General features: G+C 41.7%; 17 protein-coding genes. 7 read left to right on the top strand and 10 right to left on the bottom strand.

Annotated elements, in window-relative coordinates:
* Nucleotides 1-121: 121 nt before the first annotated feature.
* A complete protein-coding gene (locus GSQ74_RS05515; RefSeq protein WP_158990888.1) occupies nt 122-769 on the bottom strand; it encodes a polysaccharide deacetylase family protein in 648 nt (215 codons plus the stop codon).
* Nucleotides 770-786: 17 nt separating this feature from the next.
* On the opposite strand from GSQ74_RS05515, the gene GSQ74_RS05510 reads away from it, so the two are divergent.
* The 5 genes from GSQ74_RS05510 (at nt 787) to GSQ74_RS05490 (ending at nt 5,606) form a co-directional block, all read left to right on the top strand.
* Entirely contained in the window at nt 787-2,229 is a 1,443-nt protein-coding gene (locus GSQ74_RS05510) for a TolC family protein (RefSeq protein WP_158990886.1), read from the top strand.
* A gap of 96 nt (nt 2,230-2,325) precedes the next feature.
* Nucleotides 2,326-3,657, top strand: a complete 1,332-nt coding sequence (locus GSQ74_RS05505) for an efflux RND transporter periplasmic adaptor subunit (RefSeq protein WP_158990884.1) — start codon at nt 2,326-2,328, stop codon at nt 3,655-3,657.
* 267 nt (nt 3,658-3,924) lie between these two features.
* Entirely contained in the window at nt 3,925-4,932 is a 1,008-nt protein-coding gene (locus GSQ74_RS05500) for an NAD(P)H-dependent glycerol-3-phosphate dehydrogenase (RefSeq protein WP_158990883.1), read from the top strand.
* A 25-nt stretch (nt 4,933-4,957) separates the two neighbouring features.
* On the top strand, nt 4,958-5,236 hold the full coding sequence (locus tag GSQ74_RS05495) for a hypothetical protein (RefSeq protein WP_158990881.1): 279 nt from the start codon (nt 4,958-4,960) through the stop codon (nt 5,234-5,236).
* 43 nt (nt 5,237-5,279) lie between these two features.
* Nucleotides 5,280-5,606 carry a hypothetical protein gene (locus GSQ74_RS05490; protein WP_158990879.1) on the top strand — a complete coding sequence of 109 codons (327 nt, stop codon included), beginning with the start codon at nt 5,280-5,282 and terminating at the stop codon, nt 5,604-5,606.
* A 92-nt stretch (nt 5,607-5,698) separates the two neighbouring features.
* Here the strand turns inward: GSQ74_RS05490 and GSQ74_RS05485 are convergent, their stop codons facing one another.
* Nucleotides 5,699-7,600: a DEAD/DEAH box helicase gene (locus tag GSQ74_RS05485; RefSeq protein ID WP_158990877.1), complete on the bottom strand. Its 1,902-nt coding sequence runs from the start codon at nt 7,598-7,600 to the stop codon at nt 5,699-5,701.
* Nucleotides 7,601-7,716: 116 nt separating this feature from the next.
* Complete coding sequence (locus GSQ74_RS05480; RefSeq protein ID WP_158990875.1) at nt 7,717-9,306, bottom strand: alpha-amylase family glycosyl hydrolase; 1,590 nt, start codon at nt 9,304-9,306, stop codon at nt 7,717-7,719.
* Between the two features lie 281 nt (nt 9,307-9,587).
* Here GSQ74_RS05480 and GSQ74_RS05475 point away from each other — a divergent pair, with 281 nt between their 5' ends.
* Nucleotides 9,588-10,040, top strand: coding sequence for a 3-oxoacyl-ACP synthase (locus tag GSQ74_RS05475; RefSeq protein WP_158990873.1), 453 nt, complete (start codon nt 9,588-9,590; stop codon nt 10,038-10,040).
* 129 nt (nt 10,041-10,169) lie between these two features.
* Here GSQ74_RS05475 and GSQ74_RS05470 read toward each other — a convergent pair whose 3' ends face one another.
* Genes GSQ74_RS05470 through ileS form a run of 3 tightly spaced genes read right to left on the bottom strand, consistent with a single transcriptional unit; the run spans nt 10,170 to nt 14,544 of the window.
* Complete coding sequence (locus GSQ74_RS05470; RefSeq protein WP_158990871.1) at nt 10,170-10,775, bottom strand: lipoprotein signal peptidase; 606 nt, start codon at nt 10,773-10,775, stop codon at nt 10,170-10,172.
* Nucleotides 10,775-11,158 (bottom strand): TraR/DksA C4-type zinc finger protein, encoded by a 384-nt coding sequence (locus GSQ74_RS05465; protein ID WP_158990869.1) that lies wholly within the window; start codon nt 11,156-11,158, stop codon nt 10,775-10,777. Before GSQ74_RS05465 ends, GSQ74_RS05470 begins: the two co-directional genes overlap by 1 nt.
* Complete coding sequence (gene ileS, locus GSQ74_RS05460) at nt 11,158-14,544, bottom strand: isoleucine--tRNA ligase (protein WP_174236914.1); 3,387 nt, start codon at nt 14,542-14,544, stop codon at nt 11,158-11,160. The genes GSQ74_RS05465 and ileS overlap by 1 nt, the downstream gene beginning before the upstream one ends.
* Before the next feature lie 257 nt (nt 14,545-14,801).
* Between ileS and GSQ74_RS05455 the strand changes: the two genes are divergently transcribed.
* A complete protein-coding gene (locus GSQ74_RS05455; protein ID WP_158990865.1) occupies nt 14,802-16,037 on the top strand; it encodes an ABC transporter permease in 1,236 nt (411 codons plus the stop codon).
* Between the two features lie 198 nt (nt 16,038-16,235).
* Here GSQ74_RS05455 and GSQ74_RS05450 read toward each other — a convergent pair whose 3' ends face one another.
* Genes GSQ74_RS05450 through GSQ74_RS05435 form a run of 4 tightly spaced genes read right to left on the bottom strand, consistent with a single transcriptional unit; the run spans nt 16,236 to nt 20,328 of the window.
* Nucleotides 16,236-16,979, bottom strand: coding sequence for a tyrosine-protein phosphatase (locus tag GSQ74_RS05450; protein ID WP_158990863.1), 744 nt, complete (start codon nt 16,977-16,979; stop codon nt 16,236-16,238).
* A 32-nt stretch (nt 16,980-17,011) separates the two neighbouring features.
* Nucleotides 17,012-18,037, bottom strand: a complete 1,026-nt coding sequence (galE, locus tag GSQ74_RS05445; protein ID WP_158990861.1) for a UDP-glucose 4-epimerase GalE — start codon at nt 18,035-18,037, stop codon at nt 17,012-17,014.
* The gene (locus GSQ74_RS05440) at nt 18,037-19,017 is read right to left on the bottom strand and encodes a UDP-glucuronic acid decarboxylase family protein (protein ID WP_158990859.1); all 981 of its coding nucleotides are present in this window, start codon (nt 19,015-19,017) and stop codon (nt 18,037-18,039) included. The genes galE and GSQ74_RS05440 overlap by 1 nt, the downstream gene beginning before the upstream one ends.
* Nucleotides 19,018-20,328 carry a UDP-glucose/GDP-mannose dehydrogenase family protein gene (locus GSQ74_RS05435; RefSeq protein WP_158990857.1) on the bottom strand — a complete coding sequence of 437 codons (1,311 nt, stop codon included), beginning with the start codon at nt 20,326-20,328 and terminating at the stop codon, nt 19,018-19,020.
* Between the last annotated feature and the right edge of the window lie 3 nt (nt 20,329-20,331).

The following is a 20,331-nucleotide window of genomic DNA, read 5'->3' as shown; positions in this document are numbered from 1 at the left end:
TATCATCAACCAAAATAATATACGATAAAATAAACTGCATTTAGGTTTCTTTTCCTTCACCATACTAATTTATTGTTCTACTCATTTATTGATGTAACCGCCACCAAATTGCATCTTATAATTATTCTATAAATTCAGGTTCAGACAATATAGTCAGACATCCAAACTCAAACCCCTTCTCACTCCACACCTCCATCGCCCTCGGCAACACATATTCCAACCGGTCAAACGCCTTCAAACTATCATGAAAAACTACTATTGACCCACTCTCTGTATGCTTCAAAACATTTTGCAGGCATTTTTCGGGTGATAGGTTAATATCGAAGTCGCCGCTGAGCACATCCCACATAATAATTTTAATATCGGGCTTAACACTTTTTAACAACTTTATTTGCGATCTTTTGATGCGTCCATACGGCGGGCGAAAAAGATTGGTTTTTAGCTGTTCATTGGCTTTTAGTGTGTTTTCTATATAGATATTATCGGCTGTTTTCCAGCCTTTAAGGTGGTTATAGGTGTGGTTGCCGATGGCATGGCCGTCGTTTTTTACCTGATTGAAAATGTCGGGGTGTTTGCTTACATTGTCGCCAATACAAAAAAAAGTAGCTTTGGCATTATACTGCTTTAAAATATTTAATACAAAGGGTGTAACAATGGGGATAGGTCCATCGTCAAAAGTGAGATAAATGCAAGGTTTATCGGGTTTTACATCCCATATTAACGAAGAATAGTATTTTTTTAACAGCCGGGGTGATTTAACCAGGTACATACAACAAATATAACCTTATGACTTTATATATATTAAATTTTAAACGGCTAAGCCTACTCGGTATACTGCTTGCGGCAACATTGGGCTTTAATGCCCATGCGCAGGAGGTGATTACCCTGCAAAAAGCGATAGACCTAACCTTGCAGAATAACCTCACCATTAAACAGTCAAAAATAAACGAGGAGCTAGGTACCGCGGATTATCAGCAATCAAAATACAACTTGCTGCCAAGTTTAACGGTTAACCCGCAGGCATCATATAACTTTGGCCGCAGCCCTAACTTAACTACGTATTCTTACACAAGCCAATCGTTTTTATATGTTAACGGGCAGGCATCGTTATCGTTAACGGTATTTCAGGGTGGCCAATTGCGCAACCAGATATTGGCTAACAAAATCACACTCGATGCTGATAAAACCACCACCGAAAAAACCAAAAATGATTTGGTATTAAACGTGGTTACCGCCTATCTGCAAATATTAACTAACCAGGATTTGGTAACTGCAGCTAACCAGCAAATAGGTATCGCCAAAATAACGTTAGACCGCGCACAAAAAAACTTTGATGCGGGCAATCAAACACTCGCCGATCTGTCACAAGCAAAAGCCGGGCTTTCAACTGATGAATATAATTTGACCACGGCGCAAAATCAACTGGATATATCCATCCTGGCGTTAAAACAATATATGGAAATGGACCCTGCTACCCAGATTACTATAGACAGGCCTGATGTATCAAAATTAACCAATATTCAAACCGCTTTCGCCGCGCCCGATGTTATTAAAACAGCGCTTGCCATTAACCCCGACATTAAACTTGCCGAAATACAACAAGATGGTTATCTGCAAGCCATAAAAATTGCTAAAGGAAATTACTATCCAACGGTATCGTTATTTGGTGGTTTAGGAACTAACTATTCAAGTATATCGCAAAACGTTATTGGTACTACTACCGTGCAAGCACCAATTGGTGTGGTACAGGGCACTAATACACCGGTTATCGGGCAGTATGAGTCGGCGGTTTATTCAAAATCTTATTCTATAGGTAGCCAGTTCAACAATAACCTTAACGAATCGTTTGGTGTGAGTGTGCAGATACCGATATTCAATAAATTCACCGCGCATACCGCTGTAAAAAAGGCCAAACTGAATTATGAATACGCGCAGCTAAGTACCCAGCTTGCTAAAAACACACTAAGTAAAACCATTACTCAGGCAGTACTGGATGTGCAGGCTGCCGAAAAGCAATACGTATCGGCACAACAAACTTATTACGCCAATAAAGAGGCTTTTAACGTAGTACAACAGCGCTATAACGTAGGGTTGGTTAACTCACTTGATTATAATACATCGCTTACCAACTATAACAAAGCTGAAACTGATATGATCGAGGCGAAATACGCGGTAGTATTTCGTAGCAAGGTGATTGACTATTATTTGGGCAACCCGATAACATTATAAAAAGTCAGAAAAGTCCGGTAAGTCAGAAAGTCGGGCCCATAATAAAGAAAAAAATAAATACGAAATTGAACATCCGAAACTCGAAATAAAAACATCATGGGAAAAACTACTAAATATATATTGATAACGCTTGGCGTTTTTATACTGCTTTTAATAGTGCTGAAAATAGCAGGTGTGATTGGCGGGCCGGGTAAAACGCAGGTGGCAACTGAAAAAGCTACCGAACGCGAAATTACCGAAACGGTTACCGCCAGCGGGAAAATAAAACCGCACCTGGAAGTGAAGATCACGGCCGAGGTTTCGGGTGAAATTGTTGAGTTGCCGGTAAAAGAAGGCGATGTGGTTAAAAAAGGCCAGTTACTTTGTAAGATCAGGCCGGACATTTTGAAATCGGGTTTTGAGCGCGCGGTGGCATCATACAACTCACAAAAAGCAACCGTGGGCAACTCTAAACAAATGTTAGCGCAGGCACAGGCAACTTATGATAACCAGGCATCAATTTACCAACGCGATAAAGCACTCTTAGATAACAAGGTACTTACTGTAGCCGAGTTTGAAGCCGCCAAAGCCAGCTACGAAGGCGCTAAAGCCGGGCTGGAAGCTGCAAGGCAGAATGTGATCGGATCAAACTTTGGGTTGGCACAGTCGTCAGCTTCGGTGCAGGAAGCGCAGGCCGATCTGGATAAAACCAGCATCTACTCTCCTATCGATGGTGTGGTATCCAAATTATCAGTTGAAAAAGGCGACCGTGTGTTAGGAACCATTCAAATGGCGGGTACTGATATTATGACAGTATCTGACCTAAGCAAACTGGACGTAAACGTTGATGTGAATGAGAACGACATTAACCGTATCGACCTTGGCGATTCATCAAATATTGATGTGGATGCCTTTGCCGACAAAAAGTTTGATGGCGCGGTATCGGAAATAGGTAGCTCGGCAAATGTGGTAGGCACCAATGCCGACCAGGTGACCAACTTTACTGTAAAGGTGAGGATCAACCCGGAATCATACATAAACTTGTTGAAGAAAACAGCGGCTAACCCATCGCCGTTCCGCCCGGGATTGACCGCGACTGTTGATATCAGGACCAACCAGGTAAAAGGGTTATCTGTTCCGATCCAATCTGTTACTACTCGAGAGGAGAAAAAGAATACCGGAAAACCGCAGACAGATGATGATTCGCAAACCGTAAAAATGAACGCGCCTGTAAAAGAGTATGTGTTTGTTTATAAAGCGGGCAAAATTAAACAGGTATTGGTAACTACAGGCATACAGGATGATAGCTACATTCAGATATTATCAGGCCTTAAATCTGGGGATGAGGTGGTTTCAGCGCCTTACGCAGCAATATCAAAAGACCTGAAAGATGGCATGATGGTTGAAAAGGTAGATAAGTCGAAGTTGTTTGATAAGCCTGCTAATTAGATATGAGATTGGAGATGTGCGATTGGAGACAACTTCACATCTTCTTAATAAATTATCGTCATTGCGAGGTACGAAGCAATCTCTACATAGGCAGGTCGGACTTGCATGTTTTCGCTGCATAGCATAGAGATTGCTTCGTACCTCGCAATGACGTTTGTTTGTATTTAATAAAAATCTCACGTCTCCTATCTCCTATCTCATATCTATTCCCATATATTTGTCCTGCCACTGAAAAACATTTTTCGCTGGCGGGACTTTTTATTTGGAATGGACACGCAAAAAAAAAGAATAGCAGTTGTTGGTGGTGGTAGCTGGGCTACAGCCAATATTAAAATGCTAACTGATAATATTAGGCCTAAAGAAGTTTTTTGGTGGATGCGCAACACGCATGCCGTTGAGCATATCCGCAAATTTGGGCACAACCCCAATTATTTGAGTTCGGTGGATATTAAGCTGCCTGCTCATAATATCTCAACCGATCTTAAACACATCATCCATAATTCCGACTTTATTTTGCTGAACGTGCCTGCCGCGTTTTTAAAGCAAGCCTTAGAAGGCATTACGCCAGAGGACTTCGCTGGTAAAAAAATCATATCGGCCATTAAGGGTATCGTTCCTGATGAAAACCAGATCATCGGTGAGTTTTTGAATCAGCACTACAATATATCTTTTGATAATTTCCTGGTGATCAGCGGGCCGTGTCATGCAGAGGAAGTGGCGCTGGAGAAATTATCATACCTGACTATTGCATCCAGCGATATTGAACTGGCGACTGAATTTGCCGGGATGATCAATACCCGCTACATCAAAACCAATGTATCCGACGATATTTATGGCACCGAGTACGGCGCTGTACTTAAAAACGTTTACGCTATTGCCGGTGGCATTTGCCACGGTGTTGGTTATGGCGATAACTTCCAGGCGGTGTTGATTTCAAACGCTATACGCGAGCTGGAACGTTTTGTAGATACCGTACACCCTATCGATCGTGATATTAAAGAATCTGCTTATCTGGGCGATTTGATGGTTACCGCTTACTCCCAATTTAGCCGTAACCGGACTTTTGGCAATATGATAGGTAAAGGGTATACCGTGAAATCGGCACAATTGGAAATGAACATGGTTGCCGAAGGTTATTACGCCGTAAATTGCCTCCACGAAGTGAATAAAAACTACCATGTACACATGCCTATTTGCGATGCAGTATACAATATTCTCTATCAAAAGCATTCTCCGGCAATTGAAATGAAACATTTAGCCGAGCATTTGAGTTAATATTTCAATCAACAATTGAAATATCATGAAACACACACTCAAAATTGCTTTATTGGCAACGGGATTATTCGCCGTTACCCAAGTACATGCACAAAGTACCATTAGCAAAGATGCTCATGCCGTAGGCCACAAAACATCAGAAATTGCCGCTAAAAGCAAAGCTACTATTGTAGACAAAAAATACAGAGGCAAACAAGGCCCCGGCGGCCAAACTGTTTATATTGATAAATACTCACATTACTATTATGTAAACTCAAGGGGCCATAAATATTATCTAAAAAAATCTCAGATAAGAAATAAATAATATGGTTGGTTTATAGTAGATTCAGCTTTTACATTGCCTGAATATGAAAATAATAACTTTTGTAATTATTGGCATGGCCTGCGCCATGATGCTTTTATCTGTTGCCTGTTCGCCGAAGCAAAAAACTGACCCCAACCTTATAGGTGAGTGGAAATCAACCGCAGATGGCAGCAAGCTCAATATTACCGATAAAAGTTTTATGATGACAAGTGATTCGCCGGAGCCGGAGGATTATTTTGTTAAAGGCGATACGATCTATACTTCATTTGAGGGCAACCTGCCTTACACCAAGTATGCTATTAAGCATTTGGATGAGCATCAGCTAAAGCTATTTACCCCTGATTCAACGTTGGTTGAATTTACCAAATAAAAAAAGCTCCCGGTAAACTACTCCGGGAGCTTAACTAAACTAACTAAACTAATTGCATCCGGTTAAAGATGCGGTATGAAAACTAAAAAAAACTAAAATCTTTTGCGACGCTCCGGGCGATCTTCACGGCGTTTGCCAGAGAAATCACGGAAACCACCGCCGCCGCCACCTTCACGTCTTTCGCCACCTGCATTGCTGCGTTCACGGTTAAATCCGCCTTCGCGTCTTTCACCACCACCGCTGCTACGGTCGCGGTTGTAACCGCCACCACCGCCAGATCTGCCACCGCCGCTGTAACCACCACCTTGGCGTCTTTCGCCTTCAGGACGGGTTGTGCTTGTGCCTTCGCCAGATACTTCAATCCTAACTTCACGGCCTTTAAAGTCGATGCCTTTAAAGCCTGTCATTACTTTTTCAACATCTGCATTAGCTACTTCGAAGAAAGAGTAAACACCCTTAACATCGATCTTGCCAACAGTACGGCCGCTTATTTTGGTATTGTTGCAAATGTAACCCAGCAAATCGCCACGGTTAAATTCATCAACAGAACCCAAGTTTATAAATAAACGTGTAAACTCTGCTGAACCAGCGCGAGGGGCACGTTCACCGCGTTCTCCTCTTTCGCCACGCTCACCACGTTCGCCTTCAAACCTTACACGGTCATCAGCAGGCGCGTTCAAATCCGGCGCGTTTTTGTAATATTCTAAAAAGCGGTTAAACTCTAATGATGCAAAGCGTTTAATAATATCTTCTTTGCTCAGCTCCTTAAACTCTTCCATTATACGTGGAACATATTGTTCAATTTGCTGCTCGTTAACCTCAACATTATGTACTTTATGTACCAGGGCAAAAAGTTGTTTTTCAACAACATCAAATCCTGTTGGTATTTCGGCTTTAACAAATTTCTTACCGATAACACGCTCTAACTGGCGTATTTTACCAAGCTCTTTACCATTGATGATAGAGATAGATACACCTGTTTTACCTGCACGGGCTGTACGGCCGCTACGGTGAGTGTAGTTTTCCATTTCATCAGGCAACGAGTAGTTAATAACGTGTGTTACATTATTAACGTCAATACCACGTGCAGCAACGTCAGTAGCAATAAGCAACTGTAAGCTACGGTCGCGGTAACGTTTCATTACTTTATCGCGTTGTTGTTGCGATAAATCGCCGTGTAAAGCATCAGCATTGTAACCATCTTTAATTAAAGATTCGGCTATATCCTGAGTTTCAATTTTTGTACGGCAAAATACGATACCGAAAATTTCAGGATTGAAATCAACGATACGTTTAAATGAGGCATACTTGTCACGTGCACGGATCACATAGTATTCGTGCTCAATGTTGTCATTACCTGTGTTTTTTGTGCCCATAGTAAGCTCATGCGGATCGGTCATGTATTTTTTCGCGATCCTGCGAACTTCGGCAGGCATGGTGGCTGAAAACAGCCATGTTTTTTTCTCGTCGGGTGTTGTAGATAGAATACTGTCAATGTCTTCCTGAAAGCCCATGTTGAGCATTTCATCAGCTTCGTCTAAAACTACAAATTTCACCTGCGAAAAGTCAATCGCTTTACGATTGATAATATCAAGCATACGGCCAGGTGTTGCAACAACAATTTGCACACCACGCTTAATCTGGCGTAATTGATCAGAGATACTTGCTCCGCCATATACCGCAACAACGTGTACGTTGGGCATATTTTTAGAGTAGTTATTCAGATCGTTCGTAATCTGTAAACAAAGTTCGCGCGTTGGACACAATATAAGTGCCTGCGGATAATTTTCTTCGAAATCCAGCAGTTCTAATAATGGTAGGCCAAAGGCAGCAGTCTTACCGGTCCCGGTTTGGGCTAATCCGACAAAATCGTTGCTGCCTGTTAACAATACCGGAATTGACTGTTCCTGGATTGGCGTAGGGTTTTCGAACCCTAACTCAGAGATGGCATTAACAATATCATGACGGATTCCCAGTTGAATAAATGGGTTCATGAATTTAAATAACGAATTTGACAACATCGTCAAATCGGGCGCAAAGGTAGGGTTAATAATCCACAATTCAAAGGGTGTATTTACAGTTTAAAATAAAGACGATTTTTAACCCCTGATTAATGGGTGTTAAGCTTTATTACATTAACACCAAATTCATTTAAACTTAACCGAAACTTATTGCCAGTCACCAGCGGTTTATTCCCCATTAAGGCTGTAATATAGGTTTTATTATCAGCGTTTATATCAACTATCACATGCTGTTTTTCGGCTGATAGGTTTACTACTACAATAAACTTTTCATGCCCGTTATATCGCATAAATGAAAAAACATGATCATTATTATTCACCAGGTTTGTATAAGTGCCGGTTGTAATTATTGTATTATTTTTTCGTAGGCTGATGATTTCACGGTAAAAGTTCCAAAGCGATTTGGGGTCGTTTTTTTCTTCTTCCAGCGATATGCCATCGTTGGGGATATCGGTATTATTCTCCGTCCACCAGAGGCCGTTTTTATACCAGTAGGCCATGCCCGGGCCTTCATCGCTTTTATACCATTCAAATGCCTGCCTATCGGGGATGTCGTTTGCATCAGTCATGCCGAAGCTTCCTTTGTTGCCTTTCATGCCCAGCTCCTGTCCGTAGTAAATTGATGGCACGCCACCCATTAATAAATTCAGGGCACAGCCTACCTTTAGTTTACCGGGGTTTCCTTTTACTGCATCGGCAAAGCGTTGCATATCATGGTTCTCTATAAACACCACCTGCTGCTTATTTGCCGGGGTTTGCAGGAAGGTTGAATCAGCCACCAGCATCAATTCCTTTTTGTTAAAGTTGCGGATAGCAAATGCCAGGCGAAAAGCGAATACCCTATCCACGCCACCCGCTTTTAAATTATCAATACCGAATGAACCCCACTCAGCCTGCTCGGCTACAATTTTTATTTTAGGGTTGATGGCACGGAGTTTAGCTAATAATGGCCGCCAGAATGTGGTGAACAGATGCGGCAGTCGGTTAGCATTATCCAGGTTATCCATCATATGATCTAATCGAAAGCCATCTACCCCATCATCAAAATTACCATCATGATTAGGATCCATCCAAAACTTAAACAGGTTATAATTAAATTGCTGTACCTGTTTATTATTCAGGTTAACCATTACCAGTTTACGGGTAACGCCATCATAGCCGGTAAAGTCCGTTATGCCTGCGACTATTGATACGGGTTTTTTGTTGCCTTTATCAGCATAAAAAATATAATCGCTGTATTTTGATGCAGGTTTTTTATACGAATCCCTGAACCATACGTTATCGCTGGCTACATATTGGGTTTCCATATCCATGTAAAACTTCATGTGCCTGCGGTGGAGTTCTTTTATCAGCCTTAAATAATCTGCCATGGTGCCGTAGCGTGGGTCTATCTTATAAAAATCGGTAGCGAAATAATTATGATAGTACATGGATTCATACAGCGGCGTTAACAAAATAGCGGTAACGCCTAACTGCTGCAAGTAATTGAGCTTTTGATAGATGCCATTCAAATCGCCATGATTATCGCCATTGCTATCAAAAAAACTACGCTGAAAAATATGGTAGATGATCTCGGTATTATTTTTTGGACCAGCAGCTTTATCATGCCGCATGGCCTGCCCCTGCGCGAACGGCAAGCACAGTAAAAACGCGAACAATAGTAATTTGAGCTGTTTCACAGGCTTAAATTGGTTTACCAAAGTACAAAAAATATCACATCCAATTAAACCATTAAGATAATAAACAAGTAATGTTATTAACTCAATATTATCATTTTACTGTCAGTTTGAAATTTTTTTAACGGTACATATATCCAAACGCACAATTTTTTCGTTTGTATTGGAGTATGTGATTCTTACATACATTGTGATAAGGTTTAGGTTGAAAGCCCCCAAGCAGCGAGTGCAAGGGGGCTTTTATTTTTTGATACCTTCGCAAATCAATATTCAGCATAAACTAAATGTCCAATATCAAACAAGAACTTTATAATAAATGTGTTGCCTACGTACAAAGCCGTATGGATGCCGCCGAACAGGCTTTTAAAGCAGCTGAACAGGCATCAAACGATGATACCAAAAGCAGCGCGGGTGATAAATACGAAACCGGCCGTGCCATGATGCAGCAGGAAAAGGACCGCAACACCATACAATTGAATGAAGCTAATAAATTGATGGTCGCTTTAAACTCGATAAGCACCAAAGGCGCATCTGATATAATTGAAACAGGGAGCTTGGTGCTGACTAATGGCGGTAAGTTTTATATCGCTATCAGCGCAGGGACTTGGGTGGTTGATAATGAAAGTTATTTCGCGGTTTCGGCAGCGGCACCTATTTGTATGCAGATGATGGGGAAGAAAGCGGGTGATGAGTTTGTGGTGAATGGGAAGAAGTATGGGATTGAAGGGGTTTTATAGTTTATGCCGCCCTCTTTGTCATTCTGAGTGGAGCGAAGAATCTATCGATAGGCTCACCGCTTGCAGTTAGCGGATAGATACTTCGTTCCTCAGCATGACAATAAAGTTTAAAAATAAAAATGGTGGAGATTACTCTTCTACCATTTCACTATTTGGGCTACTTAACTCAGGCACTTCGTGCTTGAAGTAGCGTTTTTGGAATATCAGGATGGCGATAACACCTACTGAGATCGCTGAATCGGCAAAATTAAATACCGGGCGGAAGAATATATAGTCCTGCCCACCCCATATAGGCACCCATTGCGGGAAATTGCCGGACAGCAGTGGAAAATAGAACATATCAACTACGCGACCATAAAATATCTGCCCATGCTGATATAATACACCATAAATGGTTGAATCAACAATATTGCCTAATGCCCCGGCTAAAATCAGCGCTACGCACATGACTAAACCACGGTGATATTTGTGTTTGATTAAATATACCAAACCATAACCGATAGCCACCACAGCCGCGATGCGGAACATGGTTAACACCAGCTTACCAAAATCGCCGCCCAGCTCCATGCCGAAGGCCATACCGTTATTTTCGGTATAGTGCAGCATGCCGTGGTCGCCTAAAAAGTGGATATCCTGGCCGAGGTACATGTTTGTACGAACCCAGGTTTTGATAATCTGGTCGATTAATACAATAAAAACAACAATTAAAAACGGTTTTAAATACGCCGGCTTCATTATTGTTTTAACTTGGCCTCCATGCTCAGGGTAGTGTGTGGAACCGCGCGTAAACGCTCCTTAGGTATCAACTTGCCAGTTTCGCGGCAAATACCATAAGTTTTATTTTCAATACGTACTACTGCAGCTTCTAATTGCTCAATAAATTTCTTTTGGCGGGCAGCTAATTGGTTAATCTGTTCTTTCTCCAATGTTGCTGATCCATCCTCTAAAGTTTTATAAGTACCCGCGGTATCATCAGTACCGTTTGCATTGGGTGAACTTAATGATGTAGCAAGCGCGTTTAATTCTTCGCGTGCAATACGCAGTTTATCTAATAAAAGGTCTTTAAATTCTTTTAGTTCGTTGTCTGAATATCTGGTTTTAATAGTTTCGTTTTCCATTATACTTTACTTATAGCAATAAAAATTTCAGTTTCGTCAATTAGTGTTTTCTCACCTTCATTTAGTTGGTTATCAAGCAGTACGCTATCAGCCAAAATTTCGGCGCAAATATATGTTAAATTACTTTTCACAGCACCGTTAATTAGCGGGTGGTCGCTTAACCTTACATTTATCCTGTCGGTAACCTCAAATCCCTTTCCCTTACGCAGATTCTGTATGCGGTTGATCAATTCTCGTGATATACCTTCCTGTTTAAGTTCGTTGGTAATCGTAACATCTAAAGCCACGGTTAGTTTTCCTAAATTTGCAACTTGCCATCCCGGAACGTCTTCCGCGATGATTTCTACATCAGATACTAGTATCAAGTACTTAGTATCAAGTACAGAAATGCTACCTTCTGTCTCTAATTTAGTGATCTCATCCTGACCGAAATTTGTGATGGCTTCGGCTACGGCTTTCATGTCTTTACCTACTTTTGCTCCTAAAGCTTTAAAGTTTGGTTTTACCTTTTTGGTGATAAAACCGGCTGCATCGGTAATGTACTCAATATCCTTGATGTTAGTTTCGGATAATATTAAGTCTTTTACCTGCTCAACCTGTTGTTTAAAGCTCTTATCTAAGATAGGTAATAATATCTTGCTTAATGGCTGCCTTACGTTTATTCCTACCTTTTTACGCAACGACAACACTAAGGATGAAATGTCCTGTGCCATTTGCATACGTTCTTCCAGCCCTTTGTTTACCAATGCGGCTTCGGTAGTTGGGAAATCAGCCAAATGCACTGACTCGAAAGTTTCTTTTCCAGATACTTTATTCAGATCATTATATAAACTATCAGCAAAGAATGGCGCAATTGGCGACATTAATTTAGCTACCGTTGTTAAACAAGTATATAAAGTTTGGTAAGCAGATAGTTTATCATCAGAGTTATCCGACTTCCAGAAACGGCGGCGGCTTAGGCGCACATACCAGTTGCTTAAATGCGCATCCACAAAATCCTGGATGGCACGGGCAGCTTTGGTCGGCTCAAAATCAGCGTAGAAAGCATCAACCTCTTTGCTTAAAGTATTTAATAAGGAGATGATCCATTGATCGATTTCCAGGCGGTTACTTAATTTAATTTCCGCTTCGCTGTAAGTAAAGCCATCAATGTTGGCATACATGGCGAAGAAATTATAGGTATTATAAAGCGTACCGAAGAATTTGCGGCGCACCTCATCAATACCATCTAAATTAAATTTCAGGTTATCCCAAGGGGATGCATTGCTGATCATGTACCAGCGGGCAGCATCAGCGCCATATTGTTCAATGGTGGCGAAAGGGTCAACGGTATTGCCTAAACGTTTAGACATTTTATTGCCGTTTTTATCCAGCACCAAACCGTTTGATACCACGTTTTTAAACGCGACGCCTTTATTACCTATCTTCTCATTTATTTCTTTTATCTCGTCGCTTGCTTCGCTCAACAATACCGCGATAGCGTGCAGGGTGAAGAACCAGCCACGGGTTTGATCCACACCTTCGGCGATGAAATCGGCAGGATAAGCATTAGTAAACGCCTCTTTATTTTCAAATGGGAAATGCCATTGTGCATAAGGCATGGCACCGCTATCAAACCAAACGTCAATCAAATCAGGCTCGCGTAACATTGGCTTACCGTTCGACGACATCAAGATCACATCATCCACATAAGGGCGGTGCATGTCGATCAGCTCAAATGCCTCAGGCATTAAGCCCGCCGCTTTGGAGATCGCGATTTCCGCTTCTAATTCTTTTATGGAGCCTATGCATTTTTCTTCGTTGCCATCAACTTCACGCCAGATCGGCAGCGGAGTACCCCAATAGCGGGAACGTGATAAGTTCCAATCCACCAAATTCTCCAGCCAGTTACCGAAACGGCCCGTGCCGGTTGATTCCGGTTTCCAGTTGATGGTTTTGTTTAGCTCCACCATTTTATCTTTAACAGCGGTGGTTTTTACAAACCAGCTATCCAAAGGATAATATAATATCGGCTCGTCCGAACGCCATGAGTGCGGGTAGCTGTGCTCATATTTTTTTACGTCGAACGCCTTATTTTCTGTTTTTAGTTTGATGGAGATGAGTACATCTGTGGCTTTAAAGCCCGGTTCGGCACGTTCTTCGTCGCTATAATATTCTTCTTTAACGTAACGACCTGCATAATCGGTAACCTCATCAACAAACTTACCTTGTTTATCAACCAAAGGAACTTCCTTGCCTGCTTCATCCTTCACCATTACCGATGGCACGTTGTTTTCCTTACATGCCCTAAAGTCATCCGCCCCAAAAACAGACGCTGTATGTACTATACCGGTACCATCTTCAGTCGTAACGAAATCAGCAGGGATAATGCGGAAAGCATTTTCCTCTAAGTCGGCATTGGTTACATATGGCATTAACTGCTCGTAGTGTAAGCCTAATAATTGCTTGCCTTTGTATGATCCTTTTACTACCCACGGGATGATTTTATCACCGCCTTTGTATTCTTCAAAAGATGCATTTTCGCCTTCGGCCTTAAAATATTTACCTACTAAATCCTTAGCCAAAATAACCGTTATCCGCTCGTAAGTATAAGGGTTGAAGGTGCCGATTTTAACATAATCGATTTTTTCGCCAACAGCTAAAGCACAGTTTGATGGCAGTGTCCACGGGGTGGTTGTCCATGCTAAAATGAAAACATCGGTATCAACACCTTCAAATAAAAATGCTGAATCTTTATCATTTTTAACCTTAAATTGCGCAACTATGGTGGTATCCTTCACCATTTTGTAGGTGCCGGGCTGGTTCAGCTCGTGCGAGCTAAGGCCGGTGCCTGATTTTGGCGAGTAAGGCTGTACAGTATAACCTTTGTATAGATAACCTTTATTATAAAACTGCTTCAGTATCCACCAAAGCGATTCGATGTATTCGTTTTTGTAGGTGATATATGGATCTTCAAGATCAACCCAGTAACCCATTTTCTCGGTCAGGTCGTTCCAAACATCGGTATAGCGCATTACTTCTTTGCGGCATTCGGCATTGTAATCTTCAATCGAGATCTTTTTGCCGATGTCGTCCTTAGTAATACCTAAAGCTTTTTCAACAGCAAGTTCAATAGGCAAACCATGAGTATCCCATCCGCCTTTACGTTTTACCTGGTAACCTTTAAGAGTTTTGTAACGGCAAAAAATATCCTTTATGGCGCGCGCCATTACGTGGTGGATGCCGGGCATACCATTGGCACTCGGCGGGCCTTCGTAAAATGTATAGGGGTTATTGGCCGGGCGGCTGCTAATACTTTTTTCAAAGATATTTTGCTTTTTCCAGAACTCCAATACTTCCTTACCGGTATCCGATAGATTTAACTGCTTATATTCCTTGTATTTCAATTTTTTACACCTAAATTTTAGAGGTTGCAAAAATACGGAAATTATGCTTAAAAAATTATATGGAATGTTGAAATTAAAGCGTCGATAATGTCTGAACCTGATTTTTTAGAATTAAAAGAATTTTCAGGATTCCAAAAATTCTTTTAATTCTAAAAAATCGAGTTCAGACACCCACGCTGTCGTTAATAATTAATATCTTGAGCCTGTAACAAACCCGTACAAGCCTAAGTCTTATACAGGCAACCATAGCCATCAGCATGCCGGTAAAAACAACTTATAAAGAAAACATAGCCATTGCCTTAACCTCTATTAAGGGGAACAGGTTGCGTACGTCGCTTACGGCGCTGATCATCGCTATTGGCATTATGGCACTGGTGGGTATTTTAACAGCTATTGACGGCATCAGACAGCAAACTAATAACGCATTTGCCGGATTAGGCGCAAACTCCTTCACCATAGCTAATACCGCCGATCTGGGCTTCGGGCAGGGTGGCCACCAAAAAATATATCCACCGATAACTTATGAGCAGGCCGTTAGTTTTAAAAATAAGTTTGCCTTGCCTACTGTTATCACCATTAACTTGAATGTGACGGGTACGGGCATTGTAAAATACGGGAGCATCAAAACCAACCCCAATATATCAGTAGCAGGCACTACAGATGGCTATATGGCCACCACCGGGCATAAAATGGCTTATGGGCGATTTTTTTCTTCGGATGAGTTACTGCACGGGGAAAACGTGGTGGTTATTGGCGATGAGATAAAAGATAAGCTTTTTAAAAAGGATGACCCGGTTAATAAATCAATTTTGATTGGCAGCAATCGTTTTAAGGTTGTGGGTGTTTTCGCAAAAAAGGGATCGAGCATGGGCGCGGGTGATAAATTTTGCGTGATACCTGTTTTAAAAGCGAAACAGATTGACACGGTTAGCAACCCTACATTTAACGTTACAGTAATGGTTGCCAGTCCGGAGGCGTTGGATGCTACGATTGGTGAGGCGACATCGTTATTTAGAAATGTACGCGACCTGCATATCGGCAAAGAAGATAATTTTAATATCCAGCGCAGTGATTCTATTCAGAAACAATTGGCGGGCCAATTAGATGGTATTACTTATGGTGGTATTGCCATTGGCGTTATTACATTGATTGGTGCAGCCATTGCGCTAATGAATATTATGCTGGTATCGGTTACCGAACGTACCCGGGAAATAGGCTTGCGAAAAGCTATCGGCGCCACGCCATCCATCATTCGCAAACAGTTTTTAATTGAGGCTATAGTAATATGCCTGATTGGCGGTGTTTTGGGGATATTTTTAGGAATGTTGATTGGCAACATGATCGTTATTTTAACCCAGGGTAGCTTTGTAGTACCTTATTTATGGATAGGCATCGCACTAGTAGTTTGTACCGGGATCGGGCTTCTATCGGGCTTTTATCCTGCCAATAAAGCATCAAGATTGGATCCGGTGGAATCGTTGAGATACGAGTAATAGATTCAAGAAGTAAGAATCAGGAATCAAGGTTTTGCATTGTGATAAAAAAGATTTGTCATTCTGAGCATCGCGAAGAATCTGTAAAGTAGTTTACGCCGGATAGATTCTTCGCGATGCTCAGAATGACAAAAGGCTTATTAAGATCGAAAGGCGTAAATTTTATTTTTTAGCCTTGACTCTTGTTTCTTGACTCTTTCACAAAAGCATTATATTCTTAAGCGGGTATTCAAAAAGCAGTTTTTCTACGTAAGTGGTTTTCAAAGCATCATAAAACGCGGCGGCATGTTTCAGGTGGTGCATATCGCTTGAAATGTAGTCGATCAGTTGGTTATCGATCAGGCTTTCGGCGGTGGCTTTGGTTTCTTTGCCGTAGTAGCCGGTTAGGGATATGGTGTTCAATTGAAAATCGCAACCCCAGGAGTGTACCATTTTGTATTGATCCATGGTCATGTATGGGTAGCGCTCGGGATGGGCCAAAATTGGCTTGTAACCCAAATTGACAAGTTTTTGTATTACCTGTATGTAGTTTGGCGGCAGGGTGATAAACGAGAATTCAAAAAGCACATGGTTATCGCCAAATACCATCAATTCTTTTTTATCGATACGAGGATCAAAGGTTTCGTCGAAGTAATGTTCGGCGGCGGCTTCAATATCAATATCAATTTGTTGTTTTTTTAGTTCTGCTTTCAGTATTTCTAGCGCACTACCAATTGTTTGGGCATTGTTGCGGTAAAAATCAACCATGATGTGCGGGGTGGCAATTATTTTTTTAATACCCAGCGCCATCATTTTTTTTACCAGAGCAACCGAATCCTCTACGGTTTGCGCGCCATCATCAATCCCCGGCAAAACATGGGAGTGCATATCTACAGCAATCGATTCGTAATTAAAAGTAACTTCCTTTTTACTATCGTTCTTCTTTTTAAATAACCCAAACATGCTGTTTATACTTTACCCATAATAACCATTAACTAACTTAATGGGTTTTGTTTTATATATTTTTCCCACTCCCAGGCAGATTGCATCATGTCGCCTATGCCTAATTCTGCAGTCCAGCCAAGCTTTTGGGTCGACTTAGTTACATCGCCCCAAACCTGCTCTACATCACCTTCGCGACGGGGGCCTATGCTATAATTCAGCTTAACACCCGTAGCACTTTCAAATGCGTGGATGATTTGCAATACGGTAGTCCCCTGCCCTGTGCCGATATTGAATACATCATAACCTTTAAATTCAGGCTGTTCCATTAATTTTAACGCGGCAACGTGTGCCTTAGCCAAATCAACTACGTGGATGTAATCCCTAACGCAACTGCCATCGGGTGTATTGTAATCGTTGCCGAATACAGTGATTTTTTCGCGTTTTCCTATGGCAGTTTGGGTGATGAATGGCACTAAGTTTTGTGGTACACCTATTGGCAATTCGCCAATTAATGCAGAGTCATGCGCCCCTACCGGGTTAAAATAACGTAGCGAAATAACTTTATAGTTACTACCAGCCGCGACCATATCTTTCAAGATCTCTTCGGCAACCTGTTTGGTATTCCCGTACGGTGATTGTGCCGCTTTTACAGGTGCCTTTTCGGTAACGGGCAATTCATCGGGCTGGCCGTAAACGGTGCAGCTTGATGAGAACACAAAATTTAAAGGTTTTCCGTAATAGGCTTCCAATAAATTCAGCATCGAAGAAAAGTTATTGCGATAATATTTTAGCGGCTGCTGAACGGATTCCCCCACAGCTTTGTAAGCCGCGAAGTGGATAATCCCGGTAACATCGGGCTCTTTTTCAGCCAGTTGTTTTACGGCTTTTTCATCACAAAGATCAAGCTGATAAAAGGATGGTTTGTAGCCAATGATCTTGGTAAGCTGATCTAGTATTTTAATATCTGAATTCGACAGGTTGTCGATAATAACAGGTTCGTAGCCTGAATTTACCAGTTCAACCACGGTGTGTGAGCCGATAAATCCCAGCCCGCCGGTAACTAATATTTTAGCCATTATTTATTGTAGTAGGTAAAGTCTTTATGCAGAATTTCTTTTTCAGGCAATGATTTAAAGTATTCGTAAGTGATCTTTAAGCCTTCGCTGCGCGATACTTTTGGCTCCCAGCCTAAAATAGCCCTTGCCTTGGTAATATCAGGGCGGCGTTGTTTTGGATCATCTGTTGGTAAAGGTAAGCTTATCATTTCCTGATCGGTGCCTGTTAATTTGATAATCTCATCGCCAAATTGTTTAATGGTGATCTCGTCAGGGTTACCGATGTTCATTGGTTGCGCGTAATCGCTGTGCAATAAACGGAAGATGCCTTCAATCAGATCATCTACATAACAAAAAGAACGGGTTTGTGAGCCATCGCCAAACATGGTTAATGGTTCGCCCCTTAAAGCCTGACCTATGAAAGCAGGCAATACACGACCATCATTCAGGCGCATACGCGGGCCGTAGGTGTTAAATATACGTACGATACGGGTTTCTAAACCGTGGAATGTATGGTAAGCCATGGTGATCGCTTCCTGGAAACGTTTAGCTTCATCATATACACCGCGAGGACCAACAGGGTTTACATTACCCCAATATTCTTCGGGTTGCGGGTTCACGTTCGGGTCGCCATAAACTTCGGATGTTGAGGCGATTAGCATACGCGCTTTTTTAGCACGCGCCAGGCCTAACAAGTTATGGGTACCTAATGAACCAACTTTTAATGTTTGGATAGGAATCTTTAAATAGTCGATAGGGCTTGCAGGCGACGCGAAATGCAGGATATAATCCAAATCGCCGGGTACATATACAAATTTGGAAACATCGTGGTTATAAAACTCGAAATTTTCCAGTTTGAAAAGATGTTCGATGTTGCGCAGATCACCTGTTATCAGGTTATCCATCGCGATAACTTTATAGTCCTCTTTTATAAACCTGTCGCATAAATGCGAACCTAAAAAGCCGGCTGCCCCGGTAATTAATATTGTTTTACGTGCCATTTAGCTAACTACTTTTCTGCCTATACTGTTATAATAAAACCCACACTCTTTTACCCTATCCAAATCGTACAAATTACGACCATCAAAAATAACAGGCGCTTTTAATTTTTCTTTGATCAGATCAAAATCCGGTGTGCGGAAAACCGACCACTCGGTGATGATCAATAACGCGTCAGCACCTTCAAGCGCTTCGTAGCGGCCGGTAGCGTAGGTTATTTTATCGCCTAATAATTTTTTAATATTTGGCATACCTTCAGGGTCGAAAGCAATTACTTCGGCACCATCTTTTAACAACTCATCAATAATGTACAAAGCAGGTGCTTCGCGTATATCATCAGTTTCTGGTTTAAACGCTAAACCCCAAAGCGCGAATTTTTTGCCTTTTAAACCATCTTTATAATAATTCCTTAGTTTTTCAACCAATACTTTCTTCTGGATCTCATTAACATCCATAACAGCATTCAGGATCTTGAAATCATATTTATTTTCTTCGGCTGATTTTGCCAGCGCCTGCACATCCTTCGGGAAGCAGCTACCGCCGTAACCAATACCCGAGAATAGGAAACGTTTTCCGATACGCTCATCAGCACCAATACCGCGCCTTACCATATCTACATCGGCACCAACCAGTTCGCAAAGGTTAGCAACCTCGTTCATGAATGATATTTTGGTAGCCAGGAATGAGTTGGCAGCATATTTTGTAAGCTCGGAAGAGCGCTCGTCCATAAAAATAACCGGGTTACCCTGGCGTACATATGGAGCATATAATTCAGCCATTAGCTTGCGGGCACGCTCGTCCATAGTACCAACTACTACACGGTCGGGTTTCATGAAATCCTCAACAGCAACACCTTCGCGCAAAAACTCAGGATTTGATACTACCGCGCACTCCACGGTTGTATTCGCTTTTAAAACAGCGGTAACTTTATCGGCAGTGCCAACCGGTACGGTTGATTTGGTTACGATAACTTTATAATCCTTAACCAATTTGGCAATATCCTTTGCCGCGCCTAATACATAGCTTAAATCGGCAGAGCCGTCACCCCCCGGAGGAGTTGGCAGTGCCAGGAAAATAATTTTGGCATCAGCTATCGCGTCTGCAAGGTTGGTGGTAAACTGCAACCTGTTTTCACTTATATTACGATGAAAAAGTATCTCGAGGCCGGGCTCATATATAGGCAACTTGCCTTCTTTCATCATTTTAACCTTTTGTTCGTTTATATCAACGCAGGTTACCTGGTTGCCCGTTTCTGCTAAACAGGTGCCTGTAACTAACCCAACGTACCCTGTTCCTACAACAGCTATTTTCATAAA

Source organism: Mucilaginibacter sp. L196 (genome assembly GCF_009765905.1).
Taxonomy (GTDB): Bacteria; Bacteroidota; Bacteroidia; order Sphingobacteriales; family Sphingobacteriaceae; genus Mucilaginibacter.
Note: the sequence above shows the minus strand (reverse complement) of the source record. Positions and strands in the feature narration are given on the sequence as shown.

Coding starts and splice junctions, on each gene's coding strand:
- GSQ74_RS05515 (WP_158990888.1), bottom strand. CDS start 769: ATGTACCTGGTTAAATCACCCCGGCTGTTAAAAAAATACTATTCTTCG.
- GSQ74_RS05510 (WP_158990886.1), top strand. CDS start 787: ATGACTTTATATATATTAAATTTTAAACGGCTAAGCCTACTCGGTATA.
- GSQ74_RS05505 (WP_158990884.1), top strand. CDS start 2,326: ATGGGAAAAACTACTAAATATATATTGATAACGCTTGGCGTTTTTATA.
- GSQ74_RS05500 (WP_158990883.1), top strand. CDS start 3,925: ATGGACACGCAAAAAAAAAGAATAGCAGTTGTTGGTGGTGGTAGCTGG.
- GSQ74_RS05495 (WP_158990881.1), top strand. CDS start 4,958: ATGAAACACACACTCAAAATTGCTTTATTGGCAACGGGATTATTCGCC.
- GSQ74_RS05490 (WP_158990879.1), top strand. CDS start 5,280: ATGAAAATAATAACTTTTGTAATTATTGGCATGGCCTGCGCCATGATG.
- GSQ74_RS05485 (WP_158990877.1), bottom strand. CDS start 7,600: ATGAACCCATTTATTCAACTGGGAATCCGTCATGATATTGTTAATGCC.
- GSQ74_RS05475 (WP_158990873.1), top strand. CDS start 9,588: ATGTCCAATATCAAACAAGAACTTTATAATAAATGTGTTGCCTACGTA.
- GSQ74_RS05470 (WP_158990871.1), bottom strand. CDS start 10,775: ATGAAGCCGGCGTATTTAAAACCGTTTTTAATTGTTGTTTTTATTGTA.
- GSQ74_RS05465 (WP_158990869.1), bottom strand. CDS start 11,158: ATGGAAAACGAAACTATTAAAACCAGATATTCAGACAACGAACTAAAA.
- GSQ74_RS05455 (WP_158990865.1), top strand. CDS start 14,802: ATGCCGGTAAAAACAACTTATAAAGAAAACATAGCCATTGCCTTAACC.
- GSQ74_RS05450 (WP_158990863.1), bottom strand. CDS start 16,979: ATGTTTGGGTTATTTAAAAAGAAGAACGATAGTAAAAAGGAAGTTACT.
- galE (WP_158990861.1), bottom strand. CDS start 18,037: ATGGCTAAAATATTAGTTACCGGCGGGCTGGGATTTATCGGCTCACAC.
- GSQ74_RS05440 (WP_158990859.1), bottom strand. CDS start 19,017: ATGGCACGTAAAACAATATTAATTACCGGGGCAGCCGGCTTTTTAGGT.
- GSQ74_RS05435 (WP_158990857.1), bottom strand. CDS start 20,328: ATGAAAATAGCTGTTGTAGGAACAGGGTACGTTGGGTTAGTTACAGGC.